Genomic DNA, 15,659 nt, shown 5'->3' with positions numbered 1-15,659 from the left:
GCGAAGCAGTCAGGGTCGGGTAGTTTACTGCCCTTGGCCCAGCATTAAGGGGGATCCCTGCATTCCTTGAAGTTTTGAGAGGGAGGGCTACAAAACCCCTCCTGAAAATGAATTAGAGTGAGATCACACCGGAAGGACGAGTCCATTATGCACCTGAGTGACATCACTCATCCCAACCAGCTCCGAAACCTGAACCTGAGCCAGTTGCGCAGCCTAGCCCGCCAGATTCGCGACAAACATCTGCAGACGGCTGCCAATTCCCCGGTCGGCTGTCATCTGGGGCCAGGGCTGGGGGTGGTGGAGCTGACCTTGGCCCTCTACAAGACCCTCGATCTGGATCGAGACAAGGTGATCTGGGATGTGGGGCACCAGGCTTATGCCCACAAAATGCTCACCGGCAGGTACCACAATTTCCACACATTGCGCCAGAAGGGGGGGATTTCCGGCTACCTGAAGCGCAGCGAGAGCCGCTTCGATCACTTTGGGGCGGGGCACGCTTCCACCAGCATCTCGGCAGCTTTGGGCATGGCCATCGCTCGGGATCGGCGGGGAGACAACTTCAAGGTGGTGGCCATCATTGGGGATGGTGCCCTGACCGGAGGCATGGCCTATGAAGCCATCAACCACGCCGGGCACCTGCCCAAGACCAACCTAATGGTGGTGCTCAACGACAACGGCATGTCTATTTCCCCCAATGTGGGGGCGATCCCTCGCTATTTAAACCGCCTGCGCCTCAGCCCGCCGGTGCAGTTTTTGGCCGACAGCCTAGAAGAGCAACTGAAGAACCTGCCCCTACTGGGATCCAGCCTCAGCCCGGAAATTGACCGCCTCAAGGAAACGGTGAAGCTGGTTACCGCTGTGCAAAACAACAAAGCCGGCATTATCTTTGAGGAGCTGGGCTTTACCTACGTGGGGCCGGTGGACGGGCACAACCTGGCGGAGTTGTTGGATGCCTTTGAGTTGGCCCACGGCATCTCCGGCCCGGTACTGGTGCATGTAGCTACCGTCAAAGGCAAGGGCTACCCGCCTGCCGAAGCGGAACAGGTGGGGTATCATGCCCAATCCCGCTTCGACCTGGCCACCGGCAAGCCCTACCCGCCCACCAAGCCCAAGCCCCCCAGCTACAGCAAGGTCTTTGGCCATGCCCTCTGCAAGCTGGCCGAGCGGGATCCCCGCATCATCGGCATCACCGCCGCTATGGATACGGGCACTGGCCTGGATAAGCTCAAGGAAAAGCTGCCGGATCAGTTTGTGGATGTGGGGATCGCCGAGCAGCACGCTGTAACGTTGGCGGCTGGCATGGCCTGTGAGGGAATGCGGCCAGTGGTGGCCATTTATTCCACCTTCTTGCAGCGGGCCTACGACCAGATCATCCACGATGTCTGTATCCAAAAGTTGCCGGTCTTCTTTTGCTTGGATCGGGCGGGAGTTGTAGGAGCCGATGGCCCCACCCACCAAGGCATGTACGACATCGCCTATCTGCGCTGCATTCCGGAAATGGTGCTAATGGCTCCCAAAGATGAAGCGGAGCTACAGCGCATGGTGGTGACCGGGATCCAGTACACCCAGGGCCCCATCGCCATGCGTTACCCGCGCGGATCTGGCGTGGGGGTGCCTCTGGCAGAAGAGGGATGGGAACCCCTGCCCATCGGCAAAGCCGAGGTGTTGCGCAGCGGCGGCGAGGTGCTGATCCTGGCCTATGGGTCGATGGTGCATCCCAGCCTGCAGGCGGCGGAGATCTTGAAAGAACACGGCATCTCAGCCACGGTGGTCAATGCCCGCTTCGCCAAGCCTCTGGACACAGAGCTAATCCTGCCCCTAGCCGAACAAAGCCGCCTGGTGGTGACGGTGGAAGAAGGCTGCCTCATGGGCGGGTTTGGCTCGGCAGTGGGGGAAGCCCTCCTGGATGCCGATATCCGGGTGCCTCTTTTGCGCCTGGGGGTGCCAGACATTTGGGTAGAACATGCTACTCGTGAAGAGTCTCTTGCAGACCTTGGCCTCAACAGTGCCGGGATTGCCGAGCGGATTCGGGCCAAGTTTCAGGCACGAGTTCTCAAGGGATCCCCTGCAGAACTTCCCACTGTCAATTCCTAAATCTATCCTGAATCTATTCTGAGAGGCCCATCCGCCGGTTGAACTGCTCGATGGCGGCTTGCTGCAGAGCTTCTGCAACAAGTCTGGTACGCAGGAGGATCTGCACATCCCGCAGCAGGTTTTCCCGCCACAGATTCTCCCGCAACACCTGCAGGCGGGCATAGTTGGGATCCAAGCGCATGGCCTTTGCCCCCAGTTCCTCAGCCCGTTCGGTTTCTCCCCGAATGTAGAGGGCAGTCGCCAGGGCCAAATAGGGCTCTGCTACGGCATTGTTCATCTCTATCGTGCGTTCCCAGCGATCGATGGCGGCGTCGAGATCCCCCTGCTCATAGTCCACCAAGCCCATGTTGTTCATGGCCGGCCAATAGGCGGGATCCAACTCCAAGGTCTTCTCATATTCCTGCCGGGCCGCATCCCACCGATCCAGCATGAGGTAGGCATTGCCCAGTTGGAAGCGAGCGTTGGGGTTATCCGGTTGCAGGGCCACAGCTCGTTCCAGGGTTTCAGCAGCGGCAAAGTAGCTGCCCTGCCGCAAATAAGCCGATCCCAGCGAGTAGAGAACAGCCCCATCTTGAGGAGACAGGGCGCGGGCCTTCTGCAACGAGGCAATCGCCTGCTCCAAGTCCCCCAGTTCTAGGTGGACGTTGCCCAAAACATAGAGCAGCTCTGAGGAGTTGGGCACCATGGCCACGGCCAGTTGCAGGCGGCGCAGCGCTTCTTCCGTTTGACCAAACTGGGCCAGCCGCAGCGAGTCGGTGGCCAGTTGTAGCGCTTGGGCCTGCATCAAGCCCCCATTGGGCAGAGGGACGTGCAGCAACACCTGGGCCTGGGCAGAGCTCCACCCTCCCATCCCCAACACAACTGCCAGGCCCACCGACAAGGCTCGCCAGGGCCGGACGGATAACCGGAACAACAGTGGCGGCATGATACCCACGCAATAAACAGGCCATGCCCATGTTAGCTGCAACAGCCGGGGATCCCTACGTCTTGGTGTTCTCTTCTGCAGCGGCCATTTGAAAGGGCTCTTGAGCTGCTCATGCTCTTCTGCCTGTTGCTGAGGGTGCCCCGGCTTACACAGAGGTGGATAGGCCATGGTTTACCAGCCGAGAGCAGCCAAATCAGAGGCGTCGCCACCGCCGCCCCGATTGGGTGAGCAGATCTTCGGCAGCCTTTGGCCCCCAAGTGCCGGCCTCATAGGTGAACAGAGGCGGTGCAGCACCGCCGCCATTGCCGCTGCCGGGCTCAGACTCCCAGGCCGATAACACCGGCGTCACCACCCGCCAGGCCGCTTCAACCTCATCGGCACGGGTAAACAGCGTTGGATCTCCCAACAGACAATCCAGGAGCAGGCGATCGTAAGCATCCGGTGTACTCGCTCCAAAGGCAGTCCCATAGCGGAAATCCATATCCACCGAGCGGGTGCGGATCTCTGGCCCCGGCATCTTGGCCTCAAAGCGCAACGAGATGCCCTCATTGGGTTGGATGCGCAGTACCAGGATGTTGGGACTCACCTCCCGAGCTGCCGATTGGAACAGGGAAAGGGGCACCTGCTTAAAGTGAATGGCCACCTCCGAAACCTTCTTGGGCAGGCGTTTCCCAGTGCGCAAGTAGAAGGGCACCCCCTTCCACCGCCAAGTATCACACTCCAGTTTCAGAGCGACGTAGGTGGGGGTTTTGGACTGGGGATTGACATTGGGCTCCTGCCGATAGCCCAGCACCGGCTTGCCGGCAATCCAGCCAGGGCCGTACTGCGCCCGCACCGCTGCGGCTGCCACATTGCGGGGATCCGCTAGGCGGGTGGCCTGCAGCACCTTGGTCTTTTCGTTGCGCACCCCATCGCTGCGCAGTGAGACAGGTGGCTCCATGGCCGTCAGGCAATAGATCTGCATTAGGTGGTTTTGCACCATGTCTCGCAGGGCGCCGGCAGTGTCGTAGTAGCCGGCCCGATCCTCCACCCCCACCGTCTCCGCCACGGTGATCTGCACATGGTCGATGTAGTTGCGGTTCCAGAGAGGCTCGAAAATGGCGTTGGCAAAGCGGAAGACCAGCAGGTTTTGCACCGTCTCTTTGCCCAAGTAGTGATCAATGCGGTAGATCTGCTCTTCCTGGCAAATTCGCTGCACAAGGCGGTTGAGTTCCTGGGCCGAGGTGAGGTCGTGGCCAAAGGGCTTTTCGATCACCACCCGCGTTTTGGTCGGATCGGCCACCATGCCAGCTGCCCCCAGCTGTTGGATGGCCTGGGCATAGAAGTCCGGCGCCACCGCCAGATAGAACACTCGGTTGCCGCGGGTGCCCCGCTCTTCGTCCAGCTGGCTGAGCAGCTGCTTTAGGCGCAGATAGCTCTCAGCATCTCCGATATCGAGGCGGCAATAGAACAGGCGGCTGGCGAAGTCCTGCCAGAGGGCCTCCGGCCCCAAGTCCTGGGGGGCAAACTCCTGCACGGCAGCCCGCATCTTTTCCCGATAAACCTCGTGAGTCCAATCGCGGCGGGCCACCCCCACCAAAGTAAACTCCGGCGGCAGCCGCCGCTGCCCAAACAGCCGGTAGTAGGCCGGGAGCAGCTTGCGGGCGGCCAGATCCCCAGAAGCGCCAAACTGCACCACAATGCAGGGATCCGGGGTGCGTTCTTGGTTGAGACCAACGCGAAGGGGGTTTTCTGCCAGGGTTACCATAGGCCAGCTTGGCTCAAAGAGAAGGATTGGGAAGAACCTAGGGCACCAGAGAACCCTCTAGGCAGCGCAGCACTTCTTCCACGTTCTCGCGGCTGCCGATGATAAGGGGCACCCGTTGGTGGAGAGATTGGGGGACGATGTCTAGGATGGCCTCGGTGCCAGTGGTGGCCGCCCCGCCCGCCTGCTCGGCCAGAAAAGCCAGGGGGTTGGCCTCGTACATCAGGCGCAGCTTGCCCTCCGGTTTTTTCTGGGTGCCGGGATAGAGGTAAACTCCGCCCTGCAGGAGAATGCGGTGAAAATCCGCCACCAGAGCGCCGCTGTAACGGGAGATGTAGCCATCGCGGCGGTGAACATACCGGACATAGTTCTGGATCCCTTCGCTCCACTGGCAAAAATAGCCCTCGTTGAGGCTGTAGACGGAGCCGCGTTCAGGAATGCGGATGTCGCTGCGGGAGAGGATAAATTCCCCCAAGCTGGGATCCAACGTAAAACCGTGTACCCCCTTGCCGACGGAATAGACTAATTGGGTGCTGGGGCCGTAGAGAATATATCCCGCAGCCAGTTGGCGACGGCCCGGTTGCAGCAGGTCTTGGTTGTCCGCTTCCGGGCGATCCTCAAGAGGGTGAAGGACGGAGAAGATGGAGCCGACGCTGAGGTTGGCGTCAATGTTGGAGGATCCATCCAGGGGATCGATCATCAGGGCCAGGCGGCTGAGGGAGCAGTTTTCCGGCAGGCGAGCCGGGGTTTTCATCTCTTCCGAGACCAGCCGACACACCAGGCCCGTTTGCTCCAAAGCGCGAATGAAGGCCCGGTTGGCATAGTCATCCATCTGTTGCTGTTCTTCCCCTTGGACATTGAGGCTGCCGGTAACCCCCAGCGCCCCTTCGATCAGTCCTGCCTGACTCAGCCGCCGGGCGATCATCTTGCCGGCCAGGGCAATGCGGTTCATCAGGGCGCTGAAGTCTTGGGCCTCTGCCGTAAAACTGCCAAACTGCTGTAAAACATGACGGGAGAGGGTGAGCACATCCCGCGACATCTCCTGTGAGGACTCTGTCCCGCCAACGCGGTCGGCGCTGCTGGACACTACCGGCGGGGAGGGAGGAGAGCTGAGAACCATACGAGGCTTCGCCAACACGAAAGAAAAACACCCATACAAGGGATCCCCGACCCCTGCGTCTTGACCCGGAGTGCAAGGACTCGGTCTTGCCAGGGCGATTGGAACCTGGGATCCCTTCTATTAGGTAGGCTGGCCGATTCCTGGCGCAGGTGCAGACAACTTACAGAGTTGCTTCAGATTTGGTCGGATCCCTCTTTCCGGGAAAGCTCATGTTCCCCCGAAGAAACGCGGTAGGATGAGTTCTACCCCTTTTCTCCTCTCCCTACTTCGTCCCGGTTTCCTCTTGCAATGATGGCCAATTCCCCTTTCCCGCTGCGCAGCCAAGTGGTTACCCAGGGAGTACAGCGCTCCCCCAACCGCGCCATGCTCAGGGCCGTAGGCTTTCGCGACGAAGACTTCGGCAAGCCCATTGTCGGCATTGCCAACGCCCACAGCACCATCACCCCCTGCAACATCGGGATCCAAACTCTGGCGGAGCGGGCGGAGGCGGCTCTGAAGGCAGCGGGCTGTATGCCCCAGGTGTTCGGCACCATCACCATCAGCGACGGCATCTCGATGGGCACGGAGGGGATGAAATACTCCCTGGTGTCGCGGGAAGTGATTGCCGATTCCATCGAGACGGTGGTCAACGGCCAGAGCATGGATGGCCTCTTGGCCATCGGCGGCTGCGACAAGAATATGCCGGGGGCGATGATCGCCATGGCCCGCCTCAATGTGCCCTCCATCTTCGTCTACGGCGGCACCATCAAGCCGGGTCACTACAATGGCCGCGACCTCACCATCGTGAGCGCTTTTGAAGCGGTGGGGGAGTTCAGTGCCGGGCGCATCTCCGAGGAAGAGCTGCTGGCGGTGGAGCGCCACGCCTGTCCTGGTGCGGGATCCTGCGGCGGCATGTACACGGCCAACACCATGTCCAGCGCGTTTGAGGCTATGGGGATGAGTCTGCCCTACTCCTCCACCATGGCTGCAGAAGACGAAGAGAAAGCCGAAAGTGCCGCCCAATCGGCCAAGGTCTTGGCAGAGGCCATCAAAGCCAACCTCCGCCCCCGCGACATCATCACCCGTAAAAGCATTGAAAATGCCATCTCGGTGATCATGGCCGTAGGGGGATCCACCAACGCCGTGCTCCACTTTCTGGCCATTGCCCATGCGGCAGAAGTGCCCCTCACCCTAGAGGATTTCGAGACCATTCGTGCTCGCGTGCCTGTCCTCTGCGATCTCAAGCCTTCAGGGCGGTTTGTGGCCACCGACCTGCACCGGGCCGGCGGGATCCCCCAGGTGATGAAAATGCTGCTCAACCACGGCCTGCTGCACGGGGACTGCCTCACCATCTCCGGCCAGACCATCGTCGAAGTCCTGCGGGATGTGCCGGACGAGCCTAGCCCGGATCAGGAGGTGATCTGCCCTTGGCACAGCCCCCTGTATCCCCAAGGGCATCTGGCCATCCTCAAGGGGAATCTGGCTCCCGAAGGAGCAGTAGCCAAGATTACCGGCGTCAAGAACCCGAAAATTACCGGGCCGGCGCGGGTCTTCGATTCAGAGGAGTCCTGCCTGCAGGCCATCCTCTCCGGCCAGATCCGAGCAGGGGATGTGGTGGTCATCCGCTACGAAGGCCCCAAAGGTGGCCCCGGCATGCGGGAGATGCTCTCGCCCACCTCGGCGATTATCGGCGCCGGCTTGGGAGATAGCGTTGGCCTGATCACCGATGGCCGCTTCTCCGGTGGCACCTACGGCATGGTGGTGGGCCATGTGGCTCCCGAAGCCTATGTGGGGGGCACGATTGCCCTGGTGGAAGAAGGGGATCTTATCACCATCGATGCTCCGGCTCGCCTATTACACCTGCACGTGAGCGATGAAGAACTGGCTCGCCGCCGCGCCCGCTGGTCTCCTCCTGAGCCTCGCTACAAACGGGGCACCCTAGCCAAGTACGCCAAGCTGGTCTCCAGCAGCAGCCTGGGGGCAGTGACGGATTTAAACCTGTGGGATTAATTCCTCGTAGCCCTGGCGTCTCAACCTAACCTGAAGCGACTATGAGTGCGAGAAAGCGGCAGAGAGAAGGGATCCCTGCCGCTGGGTTTTATGGGCTGACGGCCTCAGAGACAACTAGGTACCGATGATCCCGCCGTCATTTTTGGTGATCACCACCACCGCCGAGCGGGGGTAGAGATTGGGGTCGTAGTCTGGCCAGCGGGAATTGACCTTGCCGGCAGCAAAGTCGTCCTCGCTGGTGCTGGCGCCTGGGTGCTGCACGTTGATGAACATGGTGCGCTGATCGGGAGTGGTGACCACACCGGTGATCTCCTGCCCAATCGGCCCGGTCAAGAAGCGGCGAATTTCCCCTGTATCCGGATCGGCAGCCAACATTTGGTTATTGCCAAAAGGAGCAAAATCCCCTTGGTTGAGATTGCTTTCGCTGGTGTCGGTCTGGATCCAGAGGCGACGGCTGGCATCGAACCACAGACCATCGGGAGAGTTGAAGATGTTATCTGCATTGAGGGGTTGACCTGATAGGGTGCGGCTATCTTCAGGCGGCCCGGCCAAGACAAAGAGATCCCACTCGAAACGGGTGGCTTGAGGCCGGTCGTTGGCTTCCTTCCAACGGATGATGTGACCCCACTTGTTTTTGGGACGGGGGTTGGCAGCGTTCACCTGGTCTTGTTCCCGACGGCTGTTGTTGGTCAGGGTGAAGTAGACCATGCGGGTTTGCGGATCCACCGCTCCCCACTCAGGCCGGTCCATTTTAGTAGCACCGACAAAATCCGCCGCCGTGCGGGTATTCACCAACACATCTGCTTGGCTGGTGAAGCCGTTTTCCGGGGTTAGACCGTTTTTCCCAAACACCAGCGGCAGCCACTCCCCTGTGCCATCTTCGTTGAACTTGGCCACATACAGGGTGCCATTGTCCAACAGATGTCCACCCGCCGTTTCCTTGCGGTAGGGCTCGGCAGAGACGTACTTGTAGATGTACTCAAAGCGGGCATCATCCCCCATATAGGCCACAATCGGCTGGCCTTCCACCGGCGGCTGAAACACCACGCCTTCGTGGGCGAAGCGGCCCAGAGCGGTGCGCTTCTTGGGAGTGCTGCTGGGATCAAAGGGATCGATCTCCACCACCCAGCCAAAGGTGTTGGGCTCGTTGCGGTAGTCCTGGGTGGGATCGGCGCCCGTGGGGGTGGCGTTGAAGCGGATGAACTCGTCGGCTTTGTTGCTGGCCAGCTCCCAGCCGTAGCGGGAGGTCTCGGTGCTCACGCCGTAGCGCTTGTGCTCCCGGGGCAGGTTGGGCTTTTGATCCGGCCCTTTGCTGGTGTTGGTGAAGTAGCCGGCCCAGTTTTCTTCGCAGGTGAGGTAGGTGTTCCAGGGGGTAACGCCGTGGGCGCAGTTGTTCAAGGTGCCCCGCGTCATCGTGCCATCGGGGCTGAACTTGGTCTTGACGAAGTCAGATCCCCGCACAGGCCCGTGGATCTCCATGAGGGTGAGGCCGGTAATGCGGCGGTTGAGGCGATCCCGCACCACAGTCCAGTTGCCGTCCCCCTGCTGCTTGATGTGGACAATGCTCACCCCGTGGGCGTTCAGCTCTTTGAGTACTTGATCGGGATCGCGGCTGCCGTCGGGATTGACCGGATAGTCCTCGTCGTCAAACTTTTGCCCCTTGGCGGCAGCGTGCATGAAGCGCGGCTCCACATACTCGTGGTTGAACACCAACAAGCCCTCATCAGAGCGGCCCTGCCAGGGATCCTTCCCATCAATGGGGAAGAAGTGCATGCCGTCGTGGTGGCTGCCCACCTGCATCCCTTGCTCGGCGCCGGTGTTTTCCAGCTTGAACTGTGGATAGGTGCCGGTGATGGGAGTACCCCAAGCCAGCAGCGGACGGGCAGTGTAGCCTTCGGGCACCACCAGTTTGTCTTCCGCGCTCACAGGAATTGCCTTGAAGCCCAGCAAAGCACTGCCACTGGCGGCTTTTGCCGATTTGGAAGCACCGTTCAGCGCAGGCAAGCCAAAAAAGGTGGCCACCGCTGCAGCAATTCCCCCCTGCAGCACTTGACGCCGCTGCAAACGGCTCTCCAGGATGCTGCTGAAAGTGGGGTTGGGCGAATGATTGCACAGAGGCTCGTCCCCATGACGGAGCCGGGGGCCATGCGGATTGCTATTCACTTTGGTTCTCCTCTTCTCTTGTCTTGTCGGTCTTCTAGAAGCTAGATGTTTTACAAAAAACATCTATTCCCCGCGTGACTGTTTTCACGCATAAGGGTAGGCACTACAAAACTAGTGGCTCGAAGTTAAGGAGAGACCAAGCCCAGGTTAAGCCTTGCCGATTTGGAGAATTTCTTTAGATCGACGTAACAATTTTTTTTAACGATTTGTTGCGATGAGGCAGGGCATTGCTGCGGCTGCCTGTCAGGATCTTTCTCGTAGCCTGGAGAACAGATACACCCCATCGCGATGGTAGAGAAGTCGAAATGAGGTTTCGTTTTGTAAAGCGGCAATCAGGGTCTGGGAGAACTCTGGGCTGCTGCGCCACCCCGGATGGCGGCTGTTGAGCAAGACATAATCAAAGGGATCCCATTGGTCGGGAGGGGATCCCTTAAAGCGGCTCTCGTCGGTAAAGTAAATAACCCGCCGATGGGTGAGGTGGGGGCTGATCTCATGGGTGGTGAGAACGCCCCCTGAGGTGGCGATCTGGGCAAGGGCCTCACGAGTGGCCTGCCAAGTGTCGAGAGACTGGAGATAGAGGGAGCCGAAAAAGGTATACTTGGCCAAAGCCAAAAAAGCCAGCAAAGACCAGATCAGGGCTGTTTTGTTTACTTTCGCAGAAGAGGCGGGAGGGTTGGTCGTCTTCCCGTTTTCGATAACAGCTAGAAATAGAAAAGGAACAACAGGCAGCGCGTACTGGTGCACCAGGTCCCGATAAGCAGGATTGCTAGAAAGGATATTCAGCCCCAAAGTTGGCAGGGCAGGGATCCAAGGATCCCAGTGTCGCCAAGAGAGGCCCCAAGCCAAAGGCGCAACCAGTAAAAATCCATAAAACAGGGTGTCCAGAGAGAAGACTTTGCTCAAAACCAGCATCGGTCTCAAGATTAAACCTTGAACAATTTCCGCAACAGAATTCCCTAGATAGTCGTAATGAGAAACGGCTGCCGGCTCGCTGCCGCTGAAGTAAGGGATGATCCCAAAAGTGGCTATCCCAAACCAAGCCGATCCTGCTGCAATTGCCGTCCAGCCGCCCACTTGGCAGCGCCATTGCCAGCATTCTTGAATTCGTCCTCTTTCCCAAAGCAACAGCCAGGCTCCCAGGGCGACAACATTGAGAGACAACACTGCCTTACAGCCAAGAATGCCGCTCAAACAGAGAAGGAACCCCCACAATTTTCCAGAGCGAATGCAGAGCACAGCCGCCAAGAAAAGGGGAACGGCCAAAACCTCTGGATGAAAATCAAAAAGGTTGGCGTTAAAAATGGCCGGATAGAGAAGATAGGCTGTGGCAATCACCATCACTTGGCTGGGATCGACCTTGGCCTGAAGTGCAAGGTGATAAATAGCCAATGCTCCCAAGGTTAACGCCAGGGATTGGAGTCCAAATAGCCAATAGACCGAGGGGACAATGCTGTACAAAAAGCTGATGGGATAGAGAATAAAGGCTGCGTGGTCTCCCAAGATGTGGATCCCTCGAATGGTCGAAAACGGAACCTCTCCCCGACTGATTAGATAGATGGATTGGTCGAAGATGCCAAGATCATATCCTCCAGACTGAAACAGGTGATGCCGGACAACACTACAGCCAAAGAGAATGAAGAAATTAAAAATCATGATTGCCAGCAGAAGTGGAGGCAGAGGACGATCCTTCATAAGAACTAGGGCTTTTGATTTATAGATCTTGGCAAGGTAACTTTATCGCTTTTCTCAGCCTTGCGTGACATCCTAGCGAGATCTGGATTCGGCAGAGGCTCCGCCGCAATTCCGCACATTTCTCTTTCCTCGGGAGTATGAGGAATGGCTCAAGCTTGTTGGAGATAGCGATACAGATGAGTTAGGACTGGTTACGACAAGAGGGTGTGATTTGGCCCAAGATGGCAGCATGTCTTGCCCCAGTTGCTTCCGGTAAATTGTTGGTCTTACCTTGCCAGGTTTTATAGGCCAATACCGCGAAGGCAAGGGCCTCTTTGGCCTTAGAAGGGATCCCCACTTGGTCGGAAGTCAGCAGGGTTGTGGTCGGCAGTTGCTCCTGCAGCAGTTGCATGAGAACAGGGTTTTGGGTGCCGCCACCGCTGAGAATAACTTGATCTGGGGTCGCGGGCAAAAAGTCCCTATAGGCTTGGGCAATGGAGCAGGCCGTAAACCCTGTGAGGGTGGCAACACAGTCGTGAGCAGATATAAATTGGGTCCAAATTTGCTCCAAATAAAGGGATCCAAAATACTCCCGACCAGTGGTTTTGGGCGGTGCCTTTTGAAAATAGGGATCCCGCATCCATTCTGTAATTTTTTCCCAGTGGATCTGTCCTTGGGCAGCCCATTTTCCGTCGCGATCAAAGGCTTGTTGTCCTTGGCTGGCCCGCATCACCGCCAGATCGATCAAAATGTTGCCGGGGCCAGTGTCGAAGGCCAAGGGGGATCCCCCACTGCAGAGGCTGGGGAGATAGGTGAGGTTGGCAATGCCGCCGATGTTTTGGGCCACACGATGAAGGTGGGGATGCCTCAACAGCAGCCAATCCACAAAAGCTACCAAAGGTGCGCCTTGGCCTCCTGCTGCCATGTCCCGCGCCCGAAAATTGCTCACCACCGGGATCCCGGTCAGCTCGGCAATCACCGCAGCTTCACCGATTTGCAAAGTCGAAGCTTCTGGCCCACTGGGGTTATGCCAAAGGGTTTGGCCATGGCTGCCGATGAGATCGATCTGTTGGGGGGTAAGATGGGCCGCTTGGATCCCTTGCAAGGCCGCTGCCGCAAAAGCTCGACCCAAGCGAAAGTTCAAGGTGCAGATGTGATCTACCGTGCCGGTTTTGGGATTCGCAGCCCGCAAAATCTCTGCCCGCAGCGTCGGGGAATAGGGGATTGTTTGGAAATGTATCAACTCCCACTGTAGGGAATCGTCGCCCTCGATGCGGACGATGGCTACATCGATCCCGTCTACAGAGGTGCCCGACATTAAGCCAATGACAATCATTTTGCTGGCGGCTCAACCAGAGGCTTGAGAAGGTCTAAAGTTTTGCCCCCTTTCCCCTTCCCCTTTTTAGGATACAGGCAGGGTATCCAGAGCTACCGTGTGGGGGACTATGAGTGAAGCCATCCGCTACGACCTTCTTTTGGTGGGGGGAAGCTCCTCCAACTTGATCTTGGCCCACCGCCTTTTGGATCTGGCCAAGCTCTCTGGGCTGAAAATCTCTATTGCCATTTTGGAAAAAGCCCGCCAATTCGGCGGTCACATCGTCAGTGGCGCCATCTGCAACCTCCAAGTGATCGCCAAGCTCTTCCCCGATTTTGAAAGCCAAGGATTTCCCCACGAAGGCCGGGTGGAAGCCAATCACTTGAGCGTGCTGGGATCCCAACAGCGCTGGGATCTGCCGGAAGCGGTGATCCCGCCGGGATTTCGCAAGCAGGGGCAGTTCATTCTCACCCTCAGCCACGTGATCCGCTGGCTGGCCGAAACCCTGCAGGAAAAAGCCAAAGGGATCCCGAACGTTACCCTGGATGTGTTCCCTGGCTTTGCCGCCCATGAAATCCTCTACGAGGGGGAGCGGGTGATCGGGGTACGGGCAAGCGATTCCGGCCAAGTTTACGAAGATTGCATCTTTGCCGAACTCACCTGCTTTGGCGACAAAGGCTTCATTTCCAAAGATCTCATCGAGAAGTTTCAACTGCGCCCCAACCCGCAATTGTGGTCGGTGGGGGTCAAAGAGGTGTGGCAGATCCCCCAGTCCCTGCAGGGGCAGGTGTGGCATACCCTGGGCTACCCGGTTTTGGATGGCAGCTTCAGCGGCGGCTTCGTCTATGGCCTTAAGGAAAACCGCCTGGCTTTGGGTCTGATCATCGGCCTCGACAGCAAGAACCCCAACCTTAACCCCCAGCAGCGTCTGCAGGAGTTCAAGGCTCACCCCTGGATCCAGTCCCTGATTGCCGGCGGCAAGTTGCTCAAGTACGGGGCTGCCGTGATTCCCGAAGGGGGCTACCACAGCCTGCCCACCCGGTTTGGCGTTGAGGGAGCCCTGCTGTTGGGGGATGCGCTGGGGGTGTTGGATGTGGGCAGCTTGGCCGGGGTGGATAATGCCATGGAAACCGGCTATCTGGCGGCGGGCCTCATTCACGATGGCTTCTTGAAAGGGGATCTGCGCATCCAGGCCGACTACCAAAGGGCGGTGATGGAAAGTGCAGTGGGGCAAAACCTCTACCGCAGCCGCTACTTCCGCGAGGCTTTTCTGGAGAACTCCCGCTTGCTGGAAGAATACTTGCCTCAGGTGTGCCGCAGCGTCGATGCCGGCCATCCCTGGCTGGGATCCCTGCGCTGGGGTTTACAGGATCCCGTTCGCCGCGGACGAGAAACTCTGCGCGCCTACACCCTGCTCACCGGGCGGGTCAGCCCCAGCGAGCCACCCCCGCGAGGCTATGTGGCCCCCCACGCTGCCATTCAAGCGGATTTTGTGGCCCCCACAACCTTGGCTCCCCAGGAATTGGCCTCTCGACCGGGCTATTTCTCGCGGCCCGATGCGGTTTTTTTCGCGGATCCCCGCTACCCCGAGGGTAACCGTCACATCCTGGAGTTCGACGCCGAAACCTGCCGCCGGTGCATCGCCACCTACGACAAGCTGAATCGCCCCACCCCCTGCGTGGCCGACTGCACAGCAGAGGTACACCACATCCGCGACCAAAATGGCATCCGCTCCCATGCCATGTCTTTGGAAAACTGCATCCAGTGCCGCACCTGCGAGATCATCTGTCCCCACTTAAACTTGCGGGTCAACCCCAGCTACGAGGGATCCGGGCCGGATTTCTATGGGCTGTAGCCGTTGCTGAGGTTAACTCAGTTCGCTGCAGCTCGCCTGATCCTGGGGGTCTAGCAATTATCCAAAGCAGAATGGATCTGGCCATCTTGGCCGGCGATCCCAGGGATCCAAGCAACCTAGGAAATTGGCTAGGTTGAGTTACGGCTTGTTGAGGATCTTTTGTCGGTGAGCGATTCTTTGGATGTCCAGGCTCCTCTGCCCGCCATTTTGGCCGATCTGCAAAAAGCCCTGGGATCCCTGGGGTTGGGTTATCTCCAGGTACAAGCGCGGCTTTCCGGCCACCGCCTGTTGCTGCGCCTAGAGGGGGATCCCTTGCCTGAGCCGGATGCTTTGCTGGGGAGCCTCTCGCCGGCCTTGGAGCAAATGGCGCTGACCCACAGGCAGCGTCAGGTGGAGCTGTTTGGCTTTCTGGCCAATGAAGGGATCCCGGAATGGCACCGCGAGTGGCGCTACCAGCCCCAGCCCAACCCCAACAGCCCTCTGTATCGCGCTCAGCGGGGGGATGGGGTAGCCATCCAGCAGGTACTGAATTACCTGTTGCGTCCAGAAGGGATCCAAGCACGGGTTCATTTCCATCCCAAACTGGGCCTCCTGCAGGTGAACTTGCAGGCGGCAGAAGCCCCGGATCCGGATTGGGCTAGGGATTTTCTGCGGCGAGCCTTAACCCGTCTGGAATGGACTTTTTTGCAACGGCTGCGGCTTTCCGGGCAGAAACTGGGCTCTTTTTTCCCGGCCTGGAGCCAAGAGTTCGATCTCAAACAGCCTGCCTTTTGGCAGTCCCCC

Annotated in this window: 10 protein-coding genes; 4 read left to right on the top strand and 6 right to left on the bottom strand. The window is 58.7% G+C overall.

The window, feature by feature from the left end; genetic code table 11:
- Positions 1-147 precede the first annotated feature (147 nt).
- Positions 148-2,094, top strand: a complete 1,947-nt coding sequence (gene dxs, locus NW815_RS09475; protein WP_414329390.1) for a 1-deoxy-D-xylulose-5-phosphate synthase — start codon at positions 148-150, stop codon at positions 2,092-2,094.
- Positions 2,095-2,107: 13 nt separating this feature from the next.
- On the opposite strand, the gene NW815_RS09470 is transcribed toward dxs, so the two are convergent.
- The 3 genes from NW815_RS09470 to fbp form a co-directional block, all read right to left on the bottom strand.
- A complete protein-coding gene (locus tag NW815_RS09470) occupies positions 2,108-3,019 on the bottom strand; it encodes a tetratricopeptide repeat protein (protein WP_414389051.1) in 912 nt (303 codons plus the stop codon).
- Between the two features lie 193 nt (positions 3,020-3,212).
- Positions 3,213-4,766, bottom strand: coding sequence for a glucose-6-phosphate dehydrogenase (gene zwf, locus NW815_RS09465; RefSeq protein WP_011433572.1), 1,554 nt, complete (start codon positions 4,764-4,766; stop codon positions 3,213-3,215).
- A 37-nt stretch (positions 4,767-4,803) separates the two neighbouring features.
- Positions 4,804-5,802 carry a class 1 fructose-bisphosphatase gene (fbp, locus tag NW815_RS09460; protein ID WP_414389055.1) on the bottom strand — a complete coding sequence of 333 codons (999 nt, stop codon included), beginning with the start codon at positions 5,800-5,802 and terminating at the stop codon, positions 4,804-4,806.
- A 372-nt stretch (positions 5,803-6,174) separates the two neighbouring features.
- Here fbp and ilvD point away from each other — a divergent pair, with 372 nt between their 5' ends.
- Positions 6,175-7,872 carry a dihydroxy-acid dehydratase gene (ilvD, locus tag NW815_RS09455; protein WP_414389049.1) on the top strand — a complete coding sequence of 566 codons (1,698 nt, stop codon included), beginning with the start codon at positions 6,175-6,177 and terminating at the stop codon, positions 7,870-7,872.
- 114 nt (positions 7,873-7,986) lie between these two features.
- Here ilvD and NW815_RS09450 read toward each other — a convergent pair whose 3' ends face one another.
- From NW815_RS09450 to NW815_RS09440, 3 genes are all read right to left on the bottom strand, one after another.
- Positions 7,987-10,035, bottom strand: a complete 2,049-nt coding sequence (locus NW815_RS09450; RefSeq protein WP_414389047.1) for a PhoX family protein — start codon at positions 10,033-10,035, stop codon at positions 7,987-7,989.
- A gap of 243 nt (positions 10,036-10,278) precedes the next feature.
- The gene (locus NW815_RS09445) at positions 10,279-11,688 is read right to left on the bottom strand and encodes a DUF2079 domain-containing protein (protein WP_414389053.1); all 1,410 of its coding nucleotides are present in this window, start codon (positions 11,686-11,688) and stop codon (positions 10,279-10,281) included.
- 220 nt (positions 11,689-11,908) lie between these two features.
- Complete coding sequence (locus NW815_RS09440; protein WP_414389046.1) at positions 11,909-13,042, bottom strand: anhydro-N-acetylmuramic acid kinase; 1,134 nt, start codon at positions 13,040-13,042, stop codon at positions 11,909-11,911.
- Between the two features lie 109 nt (positions 13,043-13,151).
- Between NW815_RS09440 and NW815_RS09435 the strand changes: the two genes are divergently transcribed.
- Positions 13,152-14,876, top strand: a complete 1,725-nt coding sequence (locus tag NW815_RS09435) for an electron transfer flavoprotein (RefSeq protein WP_414389044.1) — start codon at positions 13,152-13,154, stop codon at positions 14,874-14,876.
- Positions 14,877-15,041: 165 nt separating this feature from the next.
- On the top strand, positions 15,042-15,659 hold a 618-nt coding region (locus tag NW815_RS09430), incomplete at its 3' end, for a hypothetical protein (protein WP_414415943.1).

The sequence above is a fragment of the Synechococcus sp. R6-7 genome (assembly GCF_047461695.1).
Classification (GTDB): domain Bacteria; phylum Cyanobacteriota; class Cyanobacteriia; order Thermostichales; family Thermostichaceae; genus Thermostichus.
Note: the sequence above shows the minus strand (reverse complement) of the source record. Positions and strands in the feature narration are given on the sequence as shown.